Below are 18,062 nucleotides of genomic sequence, written 5' to 3' on the forward strand. Positions count from 1 at the left end.
GATTTTTTGATAAAAGCCAATTGGCTTAACATTTATATCATAACGACGCTTCATTTCAACAGTATGAAGATCATGTAAATGGGTTAAATCACTTGTATAAGTATTTATACTTCAACCTCATTAACTGCGTTTAACTCGTCCAATTCAGTTTTTATATAACTTTCTTGATTTTGTCTCAATGATTTTCGACAACCATTACGAACAAAATCTAAATGTGAATTATCCCATAATTGTAATATTGCCCCATTACGTACTTGAAATATGCGCTTGATAGTCATAGTTTTTAAAACAAAAAAAATTTGAAAGTGAATTTTTACGGTTATTACTTGGATTCGTTTTTACCGTTACTAATGATAAACCAAGAAAACAAATCAGAGATTTGTTATAGCTCGCCCTTATATATGCGACGTATTGTATCGTAATGGCAAAAGAGTAGATTATCAGCTATATATTGAAAAGCTTGATTATACGTATCGATCTGAATGTTTGAAGGGGGATTGTTGAATAAGTCTGAAACCTTATCCTTTACAAACTTTCGTCTGTTTTGCTTATTATCTGAAGAAATTTTTTCATAATTCTCATCTCATTAAATTCTTTAACTGATGACGCAAGAAGCTTAACATTAATATCAGTATGTAAAACGGAATAACCCCGATATCGGTAACAACGCATAACTTTAATTGATCCAAGGCGTAAACAAATGAAATCCACTAAATCAGGTAAATTCTCATTTGAAACTTTCATCTTCTATATGTACCGTTCTGTGTAAATGAACTTTCATAATTGTTGTGTTTTTAGAATCAGGTTTCCAACCTGAATTAATAGACTTTACCATCTTTGCAATTCGCATTCGTCAGCAATGTTCTATTTTATGAACTTCATGATCTTTATATTCATTTACAGCGAAATATTATGTGAACCGTGAAAGGAATCTTCCATATAACGGAAAAATACCTTCTAAAACGGTTAGGAACTTTAATTGAAATCCTACTGTATTTTTTTGATATTGCATTTTCATAATTCTTGTCTTTTAAGATTAAAATATTTCTCAGCATCGTTGAAATTGTATTTCGAAGTGTACTTAAAACGACTTCACGGATAATGTTTTCTCAGTGTAGTACAGAAGATCACGCAATGCGTTTTAATAGACAAATACTCAATCATTATGAGTATGTCTTTAGATGTATTAGGAATGGTTAAACCGACTTCATTAATAAAATCAGTATTCGTTTGGATCTTCATTTTCTAAGGATTTATAAAATTTATTTTCATCAATAATTCGTTGTTCGAAAAAACATCATTCCAAAAGTCATAACCCTCATCTGTAGAATACCAATCAAAAGCGTTTTCTAGTTCATCCGATGGATATAAACAGGAATCGGCATCTAAAAATTTAAACCCCGTATAAAGGTCACAAGCACGTTGACCCAATCCTCACCAAAGGCCATCAAATTTTGTCTAACAGTACTCATATCGATTGTCTATAAAATGAAACATCCCGCATAATTGATTGACTCAATACTTTTGCAGGAAGGGAGATTGATTTTTCTGACCTATTCTTATAAAAATCAGATATACCGCAACAAACATCATAATGCGCTTCTAAAATTTGGAATGATTTTCTGATATATGGCTCACAGCCGAAAACCTCGAATTTCTTAGCATTTAATTGCTGAATGCCTATAATCTTTGAAGGTAAATTGTGAGAATCTTCTAAAGCATCAAGATTGATGGCAAAAGAATTTATAATGAGTATTTAAAGAAATTTGAACCTCTAATTTTTGGGATATTGTATCAAGCTTTTTATGTGATTGATAGCATCCCTTTTTATAAAAAGTCCGTGATGTTATTACATCAACGGAATAATGGGTTTTAAATCTAAATGTGTTGAATGCTTTTTTAAAGCCTCTTTTAAATCATTGAATCTTCTAGCATTGTTTTTTGGTTATAAAAACAACAACGAACAAAAACAATTCCATATAGAAAACGTTTTAAGTTAATCCCCTAGCCCGAAGGTATTAACAAAAATACACCTTTAAAAGTGTATTAGTCTTTATATTATGTAAAATAACCGCTCAGCCACTTTACGAATCTTTGCCCGAAGTTTTAGCTATTAATATAAAAATGACGTTTCAAATCTACAATAAAAAAAGGTAAATCAAAAAGCAAAATAACAAATACGGTTCAAAACGTCAAATTCCGCTTCGCTCCAAAAATTTGCCTTATTTGCCCTCGTATTCGTATGTAGAGGCTAAAATTTACCAAAGAAAAAAAATCAAAAAAAGTCAAAAAAAAAAATTTATTATCACTCTATTGTAAAAGAAAATGAGGACAAATTTGCCCCCATTCTCAACCAAAAATTAACGCCATGACACGCAACTTTAAATCATTTCCTCGATGATGTAACCATTAAATTGAATGTTTAAAGACCTTTTTCACCATTACGTAATGCGACATATAAAGAATCAAAATAAACATCATCATGTTCAATTAATCTACCACTTTGATGTTGAAATCTTAGCACAATAGTATTATCAAAATTATATCGCATTTCCGAGAATAATTCATAATTCCACTCATCGTTAAGAATTAAATTTGAAACCCATCTTATATTTCCATAAAAGAAACGTTTCTTTTTACCAACATCCAAACGTTCACGAAAATAGGCTGATTGCTCATAAGGTTCACCGAATTGTCTTTCAAAAAAACGAATAGGTTGTATAACCTTATAATTTTTATCCTCAATCCTAATAACGGATTTTGTAGGTAAATCCCCTGATATTGCATTTCTGTTTGACTCATAATCTTAAGATTTCATATTTTTAGTATCAACACTTTTATATTTTCATATGTACGATAGCCGCCATCCCGAGCATACCCAATACAATAGTAATTAATTGACCTATTTCTAATTCAGGAGGGCTAACGGTAACACCTGAGGCACTTAGAACGAACTCTAACAAAGGTTGAAGGATAAAATTGTATGCAAGAGCAGAACCACACACCCAACCGATAAAAGGACGCCAACCCGCAACAAAAATAGATTTGTGATTAGCCTCTACTTTGTTTAACTCAACTTGTAACATATCAGATTGTCGCATCTGTTCTGTTAAACGCTCAATAAACTCACGTTGTTTTGCTTATTACCTTTAAACAAATCCCAAAAATCCGAAGAATCAAGAACCCGACCAATATTTTTATGATTTCATTCATTGCGTTCTAGTCTTATTAATCTATTATTCAAATCATGCATCATTTTTGAATTATCCCTGATATCACGACTATTAAATTTTGAAGCCTCTATTATCGGAGCAGTCTTATCGATATACATTTTTTCAGTAAATCTAGGCTCAGATAAGTATTCTCTTATTTCCTTACGATTTGCATCGTCGTACTGTTTTGAAATTAAAAGCATTTGTACTTGCTGCTCTAGCAATTTTTGACCGTTAAAAACACCTATTATCAAAAAAAGCATCAAAGCTTGTACAACTTTTATAAATCCATCGATATACGGACGGTATTTTTCGTTAAACGGACTATTATTTTCAGTAGTTTGGGGCATCTAAAAAACAATTTAAATTATGGGTAATACAGAAATAGCAGTAGGACTAACAATACTAGTAATTGTATTAATAATATTTTTTCGGGCTTTATTATCGGAAGAGCTACCAAGAAAAGGTAAAAGCGTATAAATATATTCCATATCTGATGGAGATAATTCAGATAACATCATATCCATCAAGGATATTTCATCACCTATAAATGAATCTTGTGATCCAGTTCCATAGGTTTCTGAATAATTACGCAAACCAAATTTATTGGAAACTTTGTAAAAATCGGATTTACTAAGACCTTGTAAAGTCTGAAAAATAACATCTTCATCAGTTCCAAATCCTTTCATCGCATTATAAAGAACATCAGCCTTTTGTTGTGCTTGCAAGTCAGTTAAAGAACTACCAACTGAATTAGCTGTATCTGACAACTTTTTAAAAAAAGCTGAAATTTCATCTTTTAAAAAGTAATAAACCACTATAATCAATATGATAGGCAAAGCGTATTTTGACACCTTATCAAGTAAATTAGTGGTTTTACCCAAACCTTTTGAAGCTAATTTATAAACCATTATTAAAGCGAATTAAACCAAATTTTATTATACCAAGACGTTCTATAATTTTTAATCCCTTGCATTCTAAAAGACTCAGATGCATGGTTACGAATAAAAGCGTATAAATCATAATCAAAAGAAAACTTTAAACCGTAATACTGTGAAAGTCTTTGTAAATTCCAATCATTCCAACCTGACACAAAATCCTGAAAACCTGAAACATCGTCGTTTTTTATAAAAAACATAAATTTTTGCAGATGTTCATCCAAATCATTCACCCAATGCGAAGGAGTCAATTCTTTAGGTGTTGCAAAAATCCAGTTTCTAAAAAAGAAACCTTATACACCAATAAACAAAAAAGAAGAACTAAAAACCCCATTATATTTGATATAAATTTCATATGCCCGTTAGAGTTATTGCAGTTTGTTCGGCTTCGCATTTGTTTTACAAATATTATGAATCTGATTTCCAAAAGGCAAATTTGGTAGAATTTGCTTACATTTAATCATACATTCAACCATGTTAAACTGATTATCTGTTATTTCATCAATTGTACCAATAAAACCACCACTAGCACCGCCAGTAGAATCCACAACATCAACATTCGCATCAGCACTACTTTTTTCGTCCTGTTTTTAAAAAAAACAACTATAATCAAAATAGGGATGAGAAGTAACAACCCTATTTTAAGATAATTATTTTAGTTTTATTCTTTTTAAAGCCATTTAAATACGTTTTAAATTAACCATCGAAACTGGTTGTACAAACTTTGAAGATACACTCTTAATTGTACCTTTTGGGTTAACGTGAGCTAATAAACCGCCTTTTGGATCATCACATTCACACGGTTTATTTGGAGTTATTTTTTTTGTAAACCACCCACCAACAAAGGCAAGACCACCAATTAATAAAATTAAACCAAATTTTAGCGGATTTGTAGATTTTGAAGCCATAACAATAATTTTAAATTTTAAATAATTTTCAGGATTAACAAGTTTATTTTTTTTATAAAATTCAATATGAATATGGTTTGCATCCCTGAATTATAACCATATTTTAATTCAATATCTTGAGCAGTACATAATTTCTGACCTTTTAAAATAGTTGCACCGACACTAAACATTGGATAAACATACATTAACTTAACTCTAAAATCAGACCATTCACCCAAACCAACAATTTCAACAAGATCATAATTTGAATCATTCGCATAAGGTTTACCGAATCGATTAATTTTACAATCAAAAGGAGCGTAAATATCGTCGTTATGCGACTTTATCAGATCAACCCCATTATGCTTGTAATTGCCCCGCTTAGCGCCAAAATGACCGCATCCCATAGGATCACATTCACGCATTTTTTCATAATTACCACCAAAAGAAACTTTTTCTTAGAAGTCATTAGATACAGAATTATAGTTATCGGAATCAGTAGAAAATAATGCATTTGACAAATTTTTAAGCAGGTCAAACAACGTATAAACGGAAGCTATTAAACCTATAACAGTAATTAAATTATTCGCTAACTTGTTCATCTTGTTTTAGATTTCAGTCTCATTTTTTCAACTTCATCAAAAGCAACTTTAAACTTTGAATCAGTTGTTTTAACAGATTGAGTTTTAGTAAACATGATTTCGTCAATATCTGTTTTTAATTCAGCAAAGCGAAAAGAAACAGCCTGAGCAACACGACCCCATTTACCAACATTTTCAAGAAAAGAAAACAAATTTGACGTATTCCCGACCACTTTTTTAATACTTGGTATTTTCATTTTCATAATTAATTATAATCTTTTGAAATGTGTTTTCCGCAATAACCACCATTTGAAGCTTTTGGATTAATAACCCAATTCCATTCTTTGATATAAACCTTTTGATTTGCTAAATCCAACATACCACCTACAATAACATTTTGTTTCATAGCTGCACTTTGGATAACCGTAACTGGCAACCAATGGTGACCAGTTTCTGTAGCAGTTATTTTTACCTCACGATCTTTAGGAAAAATAACCTTATAACTATGCATTACACCATCGGCAACTTTCCAAGCAGTTATAAATCCTTTCCTGATACCTTCATCAGATGATTTATCAAACTTAGTTTGAATTTTAGCACCACTTTTCGCGGTATTAGTCGAACTTTTTTTACTGTACGTTTTAGCCATGATATTACTTTTTAATTACTTTAACTTTTGAACCACCTAAAAATGTTGTACCAACACTCACAGCGATTATACCCAATACCGCAACTATTGCGATAACTCTTTTAATTTGTACGGATTTACTGATGTCAGCAAATAACCATGTTTTAATATTATCCATCGATTCTGAAAATTTTATCGGTTAAAGGTTTGTTTGATTTATAATTTTGATAAATGTTATATAACGGAAGTGAAAAAGCTAGTAAACCCATACCAGCATAATTTAAAACTTTGGTTGATTTCTTTTGTAGTGAATAAACTGGATAACTTACTGGTGTATTTTCAGACCAAGTGTGATTAAAACCTTGAAAATCCCATTCTGATTTTGGCTTAGTTTTCAATGTATAGGTTAAAATATACCTTGATTGAAGTTTACTAACAAAATCATTAAAATATGGTTCAAATTATCCAAAAAAGTAACATAGTTTTTTAAAGCCTTTTTTGAACATGATTTCCAATTAGCTGACGTTTGTATATAAGTATACATTGAAATGTTAGTAAAAACAGCCTCAGCAATAAAATTCAATCTATTAACTACCTCAGTTTCTGTGGTTGCATCATTTAACCAATCAAACAACTGTGAAAAATAAGGAGCTTGAATAGTCTGTATTTCTTGTTTAATTTCTGATGGTAAAAATGTAGAACCCCAACAGCTTATTCCATCTGAAAAAACAGCTAAAATTGTACCTTCTAAGAAACCCGAATAATCAAAACCAAGTAGATCAGCAATTCCAGCACCCATACCAAGAATACCCAAGGAATCACCAGTTAAAAAAGAAGCAATACCACTACCAAAACCACCTAAAGAACCACCAACCGAATCAACACCACCAAAAATATCAGCCAAACCACCACCAAAACCACCGCCCGAAGGCTGAACTGAATCTGAACTAAAAATATCAAAAATATCATCTAGAAAAGACCCACCACCTAAAGATGGTGAGTTTGATCCAAAAACATTATTGAAAATAGAACCGTCAGACATAGTTTATCTTTGAATTGTTAAAAAATAAACAAAATCCTCACCGTTCATATTATGGAAACGGATTTCAGGAATTGAAACTAAACCTTGTCTAGTTGGAGCAAGATTCGATAATTTTTGAACAATATTAACACCTAATGAACCACTTTCAAGAATCTGTGAACCTTCACGTATAGCCGTATGAGTGTTTTTAACATGTCATCCTGACTAATTAAAGTTTTAAAATCATAGCTAACATCTCGTCGTGCATTCTGACCTTGAGCATTTTTATACTCACTTAAAATCGAAACATACATTTTCGTTTGAAGTGAAAAAGGATAAGCAACCAAATCAACATTAGAAACATCAACCCTTTCATCAGTTTTATCTTCATCTAATGCAAACTTCGTAATCTTAAAAGGAGAACCACCCGACAAAGAATCCCAATTTCTATAGGTAACAGTTTGAGCTGATGCCAAACCAGTCATTTTAACGATATAATAAACATCATCATTATCTAACTCCAAAACACCACCATAACTAACCAACAAATGCAAACCTTGTAAAAGGTCACCATCTTCACTATATATAAGAAAAGGAAGTTTGCCACCAACCATAGCATTACAAAGAGAAAAATACGTTAAAACCGGCATTTTTGGAACGACGGTTGTTTCTCCAATAGTTTTGCCACCCTTTAAAATTTCAATAGTAGAAGAAGCCTTAATAGAATCAATAATTAAACCTTGAGTAAAATCTTTTAATTTAAATTCCGTCGCAACGGTGTTAGAAGTATGAACAACCATAATATTATTTTTAAACGTTTATTAATTTTATATTACAAATATGCAAACGATCAATAAAAAACTATACGCACAACGTCAATTCCATTTGTAAAGGCTTGATATATTCCTTTTTTTCAAATGTTTGCTTTATTTCCTTTGGAATTGATTCAAATAATTTACGCATTTCATCTACTTGATTTTTATACCAATAGCGGATTTTATTCCAAACATTAATTCTTTTTTCCCTTAATTTTTAAAAACATTACCTACAAATAGATAAACATAATCAGAGTCTATTTTTATTTCTTTTAATTCACATGAAGAACTATATAAATAACTAAGTATATCATCGAACTCTTTACATGTATCATAAAAAGTTGGATATTCCATTTTTTTCAATTCATTGGAAGCACCCCACAAAGCACCAACAATTGGACGTTTATCGGTTTCTTTTTTTGTCATATACTTGACCATATATGAGGTAGCGTTCTTTATATTTTTTAAAGAATGAACATCAGTTGAATTCGGATTTTTATGTTTGTTTAAATAGCCTAATGGTTCTAATTGATTATTCCAAATACGGTTAATATCCTTATAATCAACCCAACGATCCATTAAAATATGAAAATGAATATTCCCATTTTTTTGGGGTTCAGCTTTCCAAACATAATAATCTACTTGATAGCTTTTCTTCATATTATCCATAAAACGACTTAACGATTTGCGTAATACCCTATCATGGTGAACTTGTTTATCAGGTAATGTAAGAGTTACAAAATTTACAAATCTTTGTTTTTGGATAGACTTCTTTTTATCATAATTAATTGCCACGTAATTAATTAAATTTTCTATTGATTTACGAACCGTTTTAACTTGATTTTTTGATAAAACGCCAATTGGCTTAACATTTATATCATAACGACGCTTCATTTCAACAGTATGAAGATCATGTAAATGGGTTAAATCACTTGTATAAGTATTTATACATTCAACCTCATTAACTGCGTTTAACTCGTCCAATTCAGTTTTTATATAACTTTCTTGATTTTGTCTCAATGATTTTCGACAACCATTACGAACAAAATCTAAATGTGAATTATCCCATAATTGTAATATTGCCCCATTACGTACTTGAAAATATGCGCTTGATGTCATAGTTTTTAAAACAAAAAAATTTGAAAGTGAATTTTTACGGTTATTACTTGGATTCGTTTTTACCGTTACTAATGATAAACCAAGAAAACAAATCAGAGATTTGTTATAGCTCGCCCTTATATATGCGACGTATTGTATCGTAATGGCAAAAGAGTAGATTATCAGCTATATATTGAAAAGCTTGATTATACGTATCGATCTGAATGTTTGAAGGGGGATTGTTGAATAAGTCTGAAACCTTATCCTTTACAAACTTTCGTCTGTTTTGCTTATTATCTGAAGAAATTTTTTTCATAAATTCTCAATCTCATTAAATTCTTTAACTGATGACGCAAGAAGCTTAACATTAATATCAGTATGTAAAACGGAATAACCCCGATATCGGTAACAACGCATAACTTTAATTGATCCAAGGCGTAAACAAATGAAATCCACTAAATCAGGTAAATTCTCATTTGAAACTTTCAATCTTCTATATGTACCGTTCTGTGTAAATGAAACTTTCATAATTGTTGTGTTTTTAGAAATCAGGTTTCCAACCTGAATTAATAGACTTTACCATCTTTGCAATTCGCCATTCGTCAGCATGTTCTATTTTATGAACTTCATGATCTTTATATTCATTTACAGCGAAAATATTATGTGAACCGTGAAAGGAATCTTCCATATAACGGAAAAAATACCTTCTAAAACGGTTAGGAACTTTAATTGAAAATCCTACTGTATTTTTTTGATATTGCATTTTCATAATTCTTGTCTTTTAAGATTAAAATATTTCTCAGCATCGTTGAAATTGTATTTCGAAGTGTACTTAAAAACGAACTTCACGGATAATGTTTTCTCAGTGTAGTACAGAAGATCACGCAATGCGTTTTTAATAGACAAATACTCAATCATTATGAGTATGTCTTTAGATGTATTAGGAATGGTTAAACCGACTTCATTAATAAAATCAGTATTCGTTTGGATCTTCATTTTCTAAGGATTTATAAAATTTATTTTCATCAATAATTCGTTGTTCGAAAAAAACATCATTCCAAAAGTCATAACCCTCATCTGTAGAATACCAATCAAAAGCGTTTTCTAGTTCATCCGATGGATATAAACAGGAATCGGCATCTAAAAATTTAAACCCCGTATAAAGGTCACAAGCACGTTGACCCAAATCCTCACCAAAGGCCATCAAATTTTGTCTAACAGTACTCATATCGATTGTCTATAAAATGAAACATCCCGCATAATTGATTGACTCAATACTTTTGCAGGAAGGGAGATTGATTTTTCTGACCTATTCTTATAAAAATCAGATATACCGCAACAAACATCATATTGCGCTTCTAAAATTTGGAATGATTTTCTGATATATGGCTCACAGCCGAAAACCTCGAATTTCTTAGCATTTAATTGCTGAATGCCTATAATCTTTGAAGGTAAATTGTGAGAATCTTCTAAAGCATCAAGATTGATGGCAAAAGAATTTATAATGAGGTTATTTAAAGAAATTTGAACCTCTAATTTTTGGGATATTGTATCAAGCTTTTTTATGTGATTGATAGCATCCCTTTTTTTATAAAAAGTCCGTGATGTTATTACATCAACGGAATAATGGGGTTTTAAATCTAAATGTGTTGAATGCTTTTTTAAAGCCTCTTTTAAATCATTGAATCTTCTAGTCATGTTGTTTTTTGGTTATAAAAACAACAACGAACAAAAACAATTCCATATAGAAACGTTTTTAAGTTAATCCCCTAGTCCCGAAGGTATTAACAAAAAATACACCTTTAAAAGTGTATTAGTCTTTATATTATGTAAAATAGACCGCTCAGCCACTTTACGAATCTTTGCCCGAAGTTGTTTAGCTATTAATATAAAAATGAACGTTTTCAAATCTACAATAAAAAAATGGTAAATCAAAAAGCAAAATAACAAATACGGTTCAAAACGTCAAATTCCGCTTCGCTCCAAAAATTTGCCTTATTTGCCCTCGTATTCGTATGTAGAGGCTAAAATTTACCAAAGAAAAAAAATCAAAAAAAAGTCAAAAAAAAAAAATTTATTATCACTCTATTGTAAAAGAAAAATGAGGACAAAATTTGCCCCCATTCTCAACCAAAAATTAACGCCATGACACGCAACTTTAAATCATTTCCTCGATGATGTAACCATTAAATTGAATGTTTAAAGACCTTTTTTCACCATTACGTAATGCGACATATAAAGAATCAAAATAAACATCATCATGTTCAATTAATCTACCACTTTGATGTTGAAATCTTAGCACAATAGTATTATCAAAATTATATCGCATTTCCGAGAATAATTCATAATTCCACTCATCGTTAAGAATTAAATTTGAAACCCATCTTATATTTCCATAAAAGAAACGTTTCTTTTTACCAACATCCAAACGTTCACGAAAATAGGCTGATTGCTCATAAGGTTCACCGAATTGTCTTTCAAAAAAACGAATAGGTTGTATAACCTTATAATTTTTATCCTCAATCCTAATAACGGATTTTGTAGGTAAATCCCCCTGATATTGCATTTCTGTTTGACTCATAATCTTAAGATTTCATATTTTTAGTATCAACACTTTTATATTTTTCATATGTACGATAGCCCGCCATCCCGAGCATACCCAATACAATAGTAATTAATTGACCTATTTCTAATTCAGGAGGGCTAACGGTAACACCTGAGGCACTTAGAACGAACTCTAACAAAGGTTGAAGGATAAAATTGTATGCAAGAGCAGAACCACACACCCAACCGATAAAAGGACGCCAACCCGCAACAAAAATAGATTTGTGATTAGCCTCTACTTTGTTTAACTCAACTTGTAACATATCAGATTGTCGCATCTGTTCTGTTAAACGCTCAATAAACTCACGTTGTTTTTGCTTATTACCTTTAAACAAATCCCAAAAATCCGAAGAATCAAGAACCCCGACCAATATTTTTATGATTTCATTCATTGCGTTCTAGTCTTATTAATCTATTATTCAAATCATGCATCATTTTTGAATTATCCCTGATATCACGACTATTAAATTTTGAAGCCTCTATTATCGGAGCAGTCTTATCGATATACATTTTTTCAGTAAATCTAGGCTCAGATAAGTATTCTCTTATTTCCTTACGATTTGCATCGTCGTACTGTTTTGAAATTAAAAGCATTTGTACTTGCTGCTCTAGCAATTTTTGACCGTTAAAAACACCTATTATCAAAAAAAGCATCAAAGCTTGTACAACTTTTATAAATCCATCGATATACGGACGGTATTTTTCGTTAAACGGACTATTATTTTCAGTAGTTTGGGGCATCTAAAAAACAATTTAAATTATGGGTAATACAGAAATAGCAGTAGGACTAACAATACTAGTAATTGTATTAATAATATTTTTTTCGGGCTTTATTATCGGAAGAGCTACCAAGAAAAGGTAAAAGCGTATAAATATATTCCATATCTGATGGAGATAATTCAGATAACATCATATCCATCAAGGATATTTCATCACCTATAAATGAATCTTGTGATCCAGTTCCATAGGTTTCTGAATAATTACGCAAACCAAATTTATTGGAAACTTTGTAAAAATCGGATTTACTAAGACCTTGTAAAGTCTGAAAAATAACATCTTCATCAGTTCCAAATCCTTTCATCGCATTATAAAGAACATCAGCCTTTTGTTGTGCTTGCAAGTCAGTTAAAGAACTACCAACTGAATTAGCTGTATCTGACAACTTTTTAAAAAAAGCTGAAATTTCATCTTTTAAAAAGTAATAAACCACTATAATCAATATGATAGGCAAAGCGTATTTTGACACCTTATCAAGTAAATTAGTGGTTTTACCCAAACCTTTTGAAGCTAATTTATAAACCATTATTAAAGCGAATTAAACCAAATTTTATTATACCAAGACGTTCTATAATTTTTAATCCCTTGCATTCTAAAAGACTCAGATGCATGGTTACGAATAAAAGCGTATAAATCATAATCAAAAGAAAACTTTAAACCGTAATACTGTGAAAGTCTTTGTAAATTCCAATCATTCCAACCTGACACAAAATCCTGAAAACCTGAAACATCGTCGTTTTTTATAAAAAACATAAATTTTTGCAGATGTTCATCCAAATCATTCACCCAATGCGAAGGAGTCAATTCTTTAGGTGTTGCAAAAATCCAGTTTCTAAAAAAAGAAACCTTATACACCAATAAACAAAAAAGAAGAACTAAAAACCCCATTATATTTGATATAAATTTCATATGCCCGTTAGAGTTATTGCAGTTTGTTCGGCTTCGCATTTTGTTTTACAAATATTATGAATCTGATTTCCAAAAGGCAAATTTGGTAGAATTTGCTTACATTTAATCATACATTCAACCATGTTAAACTGATTATCTGTTATTTCATCAATTGTACCAATAAAACCACCACTAGCACCGCCAGTAGAATCCACAACATCAACATTCGCATCAGCACTACTTTTTTTCGTCCTGTTTTTAAAAAAAACAACTATAATCAAAATAGGGATGAGAAGTAACAACCCTATTTTAAGATAATTATTTTTAGTTTTATTCTTTTTTAAAGCCATTTAAATACGTTTTAAATTAACCATCGAAACTGGTTGTACAAACTTTGAAGATACACTCTTAATTGTACCTTTTGGGTTAACGTGAGCTAATAAACCGCCTTTTGGATCATCACATTCACACGGTTTATTTGGAGTTATTTTTTTTGTAAACCACCCACCAACAAAGGCAAGACCACCAATTAATAAAATTAAACCAAATTTTAGCGGATTTGTAGATTTTGAAGCCATAACAATAATTTTAAATTTTTAAATAATTTTCAGGATTAACAAGTTTATTTTTTTTATAAAATTCAATATGAATATGGTTTTGCATCCCTGAATTATAACCATATTTTAATTCAATATCTTGAGCAGTACATAATTTCTGACCTTTTAAAATAGTTGCACCGACACTAAACATTGGATAAACATACATTAACTTAACTCTAAAATCAGACCATTCACCCAAACCAACAATTTCAACAAGATCATAATTTGAATCATTCGCATAAGGTTTACCGAATCGATTAATTTTACAATCAAAAGGAGCGTAAATATCGTCGTTATGCGACTTTATCAGATCAACCCCATTATGCTTGTAATTGCCCCGCTTAGCGCCAAAATGACCGCATCCCATAGGATCACATTCACGCATTTTTTCATAATTACCACCAAAAGAAACTTTTTTCTTAGAAGTCATTAGATACAGAATTATAGTTATCGGAATCAGTAGAAAATAATGCATTTGACAAATTTTTAAGCAGGTCAAACAACGTATAAACGGAAGCTATTAAACCTATAACAGTAATTAAATTATTCGCTAACTTGTTCATCTTGTTTTAGATTTTCAGTCTCATTTTTTTCAACTTCATCAAAAGCAACTTTAAACTTTGAATCAGTTGTTTTAACAGATTGAGTTTTAGTAAACATGATTTCGTCAATATCTGTTTTTAATTCAGCAAAGCGAAAAGAAACAGCCTGAGCAACACGACCCCATTTACCAACATTTTCAAGAAAAGAAAACAAATTTGACGTATTCCCGACCACTTTTTTAATACTTGGTATTTTCATTTTCATAATTAATTATAATCTTTTGAAATGTGTTTTCCGCAATAACCACCATTTGAAGCTTTTGGATTAATAACCCAATTCCATTCTTTGATATAAACCTTTTGATTTGCTAAATCCAACATACCACCTACAATAACATTTTGTTTCATAGCTGCACTTTGGATAACCGTAACTGGCAACCAATGGTGACCAGTTTCTGTAGCAGTTATTTTTACCTCACGATCTTTAGGAAAAATAACCTTATAACTATGCATTACACCATCGGCAACTTTCCAAGCAGTTATAAATCCTTTCCTGATACCTTCATCAGATGATTTATCAAACTTAGTTTGAATTTTAGCACCACTTTTCGCGGTATTAGTCGAACTTTTTTTACTGTACGTTTTAGCCATGATATTACTTTTTAATTACTTTACTTTTGAACCACCTAAAAATGTTGTACCAACACTCACAGCGATTATACCCAATACCGCAACTATTGCGATAACTCTTTTAATTTGTACGGATTTACTGATGTCAGCAAATAACCATGTTTTAATATTATCCATCGATTCTGAAAATTTTATCGGTTAAAGGTTTGTTTGATTTATAATTTTGATAAATGTTATATAACGGAAGTGAAAAAGCTAGTAAACCCATACCAGCATAATTTAAAACTTTGGTTGATTTCTTTTGTAGTGAATAAACTGGATAACTTACTGGTGTATTTTCAGACAAGTGTGATTAAAACCTTGAAAATCCCATTCTGATTTTGGCTTAGTTTTCAATGTATAGGTTAAAATATACCTTGATTGAAGTTTACTAACAAAATCATTAAAATATGGTTTCAAATTATCCAAAAAAGTAACATAGTTTTTTAAAGCCTTTTTTGAACATGATTTCCAATTAGCTGACGTTTGTATATAAGTATACATTGAAATGTTAGTAAAAACAGCCTCAGCAATAAAATTCAATCTATTAACTACCTCAGTTTCTGTGGTTGCATCATTTAACCAATCAAACAACTGTGAAAAATAAGGAGCTTGAATAGTCTGTATTTCTTGTTTAATTTCTGATGGTAAAAATGTAGAACCCCAACAGCTTATTCCATCTGAAAAACAGCTAAAATTGTACCTTCTAAGAAACCCGAATAATCAAAACCAAGTAGATCAGCAATTCCAGCACCCATACCAAGAATACCCAAGGAATCACCAGTTAAAAAAGAAGCAATACCACTACCAAAAACCACCTAAAGAACCACCAACCGAATCAACACCACCAAAATATCAGCCAAACCACCACCAAAACCACCGCCCGAAGGCTGAACTGAATCTGAACTAAAAATATCAAAAATATCATCTAGAAAAGACCCACCACCTAAAGATGGTGAGTTTGATCCAAAAACATTATTGAAAATAGAACCGTCAGACATAGTTTATCTTTGAATTGTTAAAAAATAAACAAAAATCCTCACCGTTCATATTATGGAAACGGATTTCAGGAATTGAAAACTAAACCTTGTCTAGTTGGAGCAAGATTCGATAATTTTTGACAATATTAAACACCTAATGAACCACTTTTCAAGAATCTGTGAACCTTCACGTATAGCCGTATGAGTGTTTTTTTTTTTAACATGTCATCCTGACTAATTAAAGTTTTAAAAATCATAGCTAACATCTCGTCGTGCATTCTGACCTTGGAGCATTTTTATACTCACTTAAAATCGAAAACATACATTTTCGTTTGGAAGTGAAAAAGGATAAGCAACCAAATCAACATTAGAAACATCAACCCTTTCCATCAGTTTTTTATCTTCATCTAATGCAAACTTCGTAATCTTAAAAAGGAAGAACCACCCGACAAAGAATCCCAATTTCTATAGGTAACAGTTTGAGCCTGATGCCAAACCAGTCATTTTAAACGATATAATAAACATCATCATTATCTAACTCCAAAACACCACCATAACTTAACCAACAAATGCAAACCTTGTTAAAAGGTCACCATCTTCACTATATATAAGAAAAGGAAGTTGCCACCAACCATAGCATTACAAAGAGAAAAATACGTTAAAACCGGCATTTTTGGAACGACGGTTGTTTCTCCAATAGTTTTGCCACCCTTTAAAATTTCAATAGTAGAAGAAGCCTTAATAGAATCAATAATTTAAACCTTGAGTAAAATCTTTAATTTAAATTCCGTCGCAACGGTGTTAGAAGTATGAACAACCATAATATTATTTTAAACGTTTATAATTTTATATTACAAATATGCAAACGATCAATAAAAACTATACGCACAACGTCAATTCCATTTGTAAAGGCTTGATATATTTCCTTTTTTCAAATGTTTGCTTTATTTCCTTTGGAATTGATTCAAATAATTTACGCATTTCATCTACTTGATTTTTATACCAATAGCGGATTTTATTCCAAACATTAATTCTTTTTTCCTTAATTTTTTAAAACATTTACCTACAAATAGATAAACATAATCAGAGTCTATTTTTATTTCTTTTAATTCACATGAAGAACTATATAAATAACTAAGTATATCATCGAACTCTTTACATGTATCATAAAAAGTTGGATATTCCATTTTTTTCAATTCATTGGAAGCACCCCACAAAGCACCAACAATTGGACGTTTATCGGTTTCTTTTTTTGTCATATACTTGACCATATATGAGGTAGCGTTCTTTATATTTTTTAAAGAATGAACATCAGTTGAATTCGGATTTTTATGTTTGTTTAAATAGCCTAATGGTTCTAATTGATTATTCCAAATACGGTTAATATCCTTATAATCAACCCAACGATCCATTAAAATATGAAAATGAATATTCCCATTTTTTTGGGTTCAGCTTTCCAAACATAATAATCTACTTGATAGCTTTTCTTCATATTATCCATAAAAGACTTAACGATTTGCGTAATACCCTATCATGGTGAACTTGTTTATCAGGTAATGTAAGAGTTACAAAATTTACAAATCTTTGTTTTTGGATAGACTTCTTTTTTATCATAATTAATTGCCACGTAATTAATTAAATTTTCTATTGATTTACGAACGTTTTAACTTGATTTTTTGATAAAACGCCAATTGGCTTAACATTTATATCATAACGACGCTTCATTTCAACAGTATGAAGATCATGTAAATGGGTTAAATCACTTGTATAAGTATTTAACATTCAACCTCATTAACTGCGTTTAACTCGTCCAATTCAGTTTT

Annotated in this window: 29 protein-coding genes; all 29 read right to left on the minus strand. The window is 30.7% G+C overall.

Features of this window, described 5'->3' with window-relative positions; genetic code table 11:
- Positions 1 to 104: 104 nt before the first annotated feature.
- The 29 genes from P176_RS20500 to P176_RS0118675 all read right to left on the minus strand — a co-directional run bounded on the left by P176_RS20500 (position 105) and on the right by P176_RS0118675 (position 17,651).
- The gene (locus P176_RS20500; protein WP_156033179.1) at positions 105 to 278 is read right to left on the minus strand and encodes a hypothetical protein; all 174 of its coding nucleotides are present in this window, start codon (positions 276 to 278) and stop codon (positions 105 to 107) included.
- 2,559 nt (positions 279 to 2,837) lie between these two features.
- On the minus strand, positions 2,838 to 3,101 hold the full coding sequence (locus tag P176_RS19835; RefSeq protein ID WP_051605569.1) for a 3TM-type holin: 264 nt from the start codon (positions 3,099 to 3,101) through the stop codon (positions 2,838 to 2,840).
- 104 nt (positions 3,102 to 3,205) lie between these two features.
- The gene (locus P176_RS0118505; protein ID WP_026756079.1) at positions 3,206 to 3,562 is read right to left on the minus strand and encodes a hypothetical protein; all 357 of its coding nucleotides are present in this window, start codon (positions 3,560 to 3,562) and stop codon (positions 3,206 to 3,208) included.
- Positions 3,563 to 3,574: 12 nt separating this feature from the next.
- The gene (locus P176_RS0118510; RefSeq protein WP_026756093.1) at positions 3,575 to 4,123 is read right to left on the minus strand and encodes a hypothetical protein; all 549 of its coding nucleotides are present in this window, start codon (positions 4,121 to 4,123) and stop codon (positions 3,575 to 3,577) included.
- A gap of 707 nt (positions 4,124 to 4,830) precedes the next feature.
- Positions 4,831 to 5,058: a hypothetical protein gene (locus P176_RS0118525; protein ID WP_026756083.1), complete on the minus strand. Its 228-nt coding sequence runs from the start codon at positions 5,056 to 5,058 to the stop codon at positions 4,831 to 4,833.
- A 17-nt stretch (positions 5,059 to 5,075) separates the two neighbouring features.
- Positions 5,076 to 5,462: a hypothetical protein gene (locus P176_RS0118530; protein WP_026756096.1), complete on the minus strand. Its 387-nt coding sequence runs from the start codon at positions 5,460 to 5,462 to the stop codon at positions 5,076 to 5,078.
- 173 nt (positions 5,463 to 5,635) lie between these two features.
- Positions 5,636 to 5,875, minus strand: a complete 240-nt coding sequence (locus P176_RS0118535) for a hypothetical protein (protein ID WP_197022187.1) — start codon at positions 5,873 to 5,875, stop codon at positions 5,636 to 5,638.
- 8 nt (positions 5,876 to 5,883) lie between these two features.
- On the minus strand, positions 5,884 to 6,267 hold the full coding sequence (locus tag P176_RS0118540; protein WP_026756086.1) for a hypothetical protein: 384 nt from the start codon (positions 6,265 to 6,267) through the stop codon (positions 5,884 to 5,886).
- Positions 6,268 to 6,271: 4 nt separating this feature from the next.
- Positions 6,272 to 6,424 (minus strand): hypothetical protein, encoded by a 153-nt coding sequence (locus P176_RS20505; RefSeq protein ID WP_156033173.1) that lies wholly within the window; start codon positions 6,422 to 6,424, stop codon positions 6,272 to 6,274.
- Positions 6,417 to 6,644, minus strand: coding sequence for a hypothetical protein (locus P176_RS0118550; protein ID WP_026756098.1), 228 nt, complete (start codon positions 6,642 to 6,644; stop codon positions 6,417 to 6,419). The genes P176_RS20505 and P176_RS0118550 overlap by 8 nt, the downstream gene beginning before the upstream one ends.
- 8 nt (positions 6,645 to 6,652) lie before the next feature.
- Positions 6,653 to 7,288, minus strand: a complete 636-nt coding sequence (locus P176_RS0118555) for a hypothetical protein (protein WP_026756099.1) — start codon at positions 7,286 to 7,288, stop codon at positions 6,653 to 6,655.
- 131 nt (positions 7,289 to 7,419) lie between these two features.
- Positions 7,420 to 8,067, minus strand: coding sequence for a hypothetical protein (locus tag P176_RS0118560; protein WP_026756100.1), 648 nt, complete (start codon positions 8,065 to 8,067; stop codon positions 7,420 to 7,422).
- Positions 8,068 to 8,292: 225 nt separating this feature from the next.
- On the minus strand, positions 8,293 to 9,201 hold the full coding sequence (locus tag P176_RS0118565) for a hypothetical protein (RefSeq protein WP_026756101.1): 909 nt from the start codon (positions 9,199 to 9,201) through the stop codon (positions 8,293 to 8,295).
- A 520-nt stretch (positions 9,202 to 9,721) separates the two neighbouring features.
- Entirely contained in the window at positions 9,722 to 9,949 is a 228-nt protein-coding gene (locus P176_RS0118575) for a hypothetical protein (protein WP_026752773.1), read from the minus strand.
- A 204-nt stretch (positions 9,950 to 10,153) separates the two neighbouring features.
- Positions 10,154 to 10,408, minus strand: coding sequence for a hypothetical protein (locus P176_RS0118585; RefSeq protein ID WP_026752775.1), 255 nt, complete (start codon positions 10,406 to 10,408; stop codon positions 10,154 to 10,156).
- Positions 10,405 to 10,878: a hypothetical protein gene (locus P176_RS0118590; RefSeq protein ID WP_026752776.1), complete on the minus strand. Its 474-nt coding sequence runs from the start codon at positions 10,876 to 10,878 to the stop codon at positions 10,405 to 10,407. Before P176_RS0118590 ends, P176_RS0118585 begins: the two co-directional genes overlap by 4 nt.
- 460 nt (positions 10,879 to 11,338) lie before the next feature.
- Positions 11,339 to 11,761, minus strand: coding sequence for a hypothetical protein (locus P176_RS0118595; RefSeq protein WP_026756078.1), 423 nt, complete (start codon positions 11,759 to 11,761; stop codon positions 11,339 to 11,341).
- A 4-nt stretch (positions 11,762 to 11,765) separates the two neighbouring features.
- A complete protein-coding gene (locus tag P176_RS19840) occupies positions 11,766 to 12,176 on the minus strand; it encodes a 3TM-type holin (protein WP_051605568.1) in 411 nt (136 codons plus the stop codon).
- Positions 12,169 to 12,525 (minus strand): hypothetical protein, encoded by a 357-nt coding sequence (locus tag P176_RS0118605; RefSeq protein ID WP_026756079.1) that lies wholly within the window; start codon positions 12,523 to 12,525, stop codon positions 12,169 to 12,171. The genes P176_RS19840 and P176_RS0118605 overlap by 8 nt, the downstream gene beginning before the upstream one ends.
- A 67-nt stretch (positions 12,526 to 12,592) precedes the next feature.
- Positions 12,593 to 13,087 (minus strand): hypothetical protein, encoded by a 495-nt coding sequence (locus P176_RS0118610; RefSeq protein ID WP_026756080.1) that lies wholly within the window; start codon positions 13,085 to 13,087, stop codon positions 12,593 to 12,595.
- 2 nt (positions 13,088 to 13,089) lie between these two features.
- Positions 13,090 to 13,470 carry a hypothetical protein gene (locus P176_RS0118615; protein WP_156033171.1) on the minus strand — a complete coding sequence of 127 codons (381 nt, stop codon included), beginning with the start codon at positions 13,468 to 13,470 and terminating at the stop codon, positions 13,090 to 13,092.
- Complete coding sequence (locus P176_RS0118620) at positions 13,467 to 13,799, minus strand: hypothetical protein (RefSeq protein ID WP_026756082.1); 333 nt, start codon at positions 13,797 to 13,799, stop codon at positions 13,467 to 13,469. The genes P176_RS0118615 and P176_RS0118620 overlap by 4 nt, the downstream gene beginning before the upstream one ends.
- On the minus strand, positions 13,800 to 14,027 hold the full coding sequence (locus tag P176_RS0118625; RefSeq protein WP_026756083.1) for a hypothetical protein: 228 nt from the start codon (positions 14,025 to 14,027) through the stop codon (positions 13,800 to 13,802).
- A 10-nt stretch (positions 14,028 to 14,037) separates the two neighbouring features.
- Positions 14,038 to 14,478 (minus strand): hypothetical protein, encoded by a 441-nt coding sequence (locus tag P176_RS0118630; protein ID WP_037349061.1) that lies wholly within the window; start codon positions 14,476 to 14,478, stop codon positions 14,038 to 14,040.
- 113 nt (positions 14,479 to 14,591) lie between these two features.
- The gene (locus P176_RS0118635) at positions 14,592 to 14,849 is read right to left on the minus strand and encodes a hypothetical protein (protein WP_197022186.1); all 258 of its coding nucleotides are present in this window, start codon (positions 14,847 to 14,849) and stop codon (positions 14,592 to 14,594) included.
- An 8-nt stretch (positions 14,850 to 14,857) separates the two neighbouring features.
- Entirely contained in the window at positions 14,858 to 15,241 is a 384-nt protein-coding gene (locus P176_RS0118640) for a hypothetical protein (RefSeq protein WP_026756086.1), read from the minus strand.
- Positions 15,242 to 15,256: 15 nt separating this feature from the next.
- Positions 15,257 to 15,397 (minus strand): hypothetical protein, encoded by a 141-nt coding sequence (locus P176_RS20515; RefSeq protein ID WP_156033181.1) that lies wholly within the window; start codon positions 15,395 to 15,397, stop codon positions 15,257 to 15,259.
- Between the two features lie 680 nt (positions 15,398 to 16,077).
- A complete protein-coding gene (locus tag P176_RS0118665; RefSeq protein ID WP_026756103.1) occupies positions 16,078 to 16,260 on the minus strand; it encodes a hypothetical protein in 183 nt (60 codons plus the stop codon).
- Between the two features lie 965 nt (positions 16,261 to 17,225).
- Positions 17,226 to 17,651, minus strand: a complete 426-nt coding sequence (locus P176_RS0118675) for a hypothetical protein (protein ID WP_026756104.1) — start codon at positions 17,649 to 17,651, stop codon at positions 17,226 to 17,228.
- Positions 17,652 to 18,062 lie beyond the last annotated feature (411 nt).

Source organism: Sediminibacter sp. Hel_I_10, assembly GCF_000688335.1.
Classification (GTDB): domain Bacteria; phylum Bacteroidota; class Bacteroidia; order Flavobacteriales; family Flavobacteriaceae; genus Psychroserpens.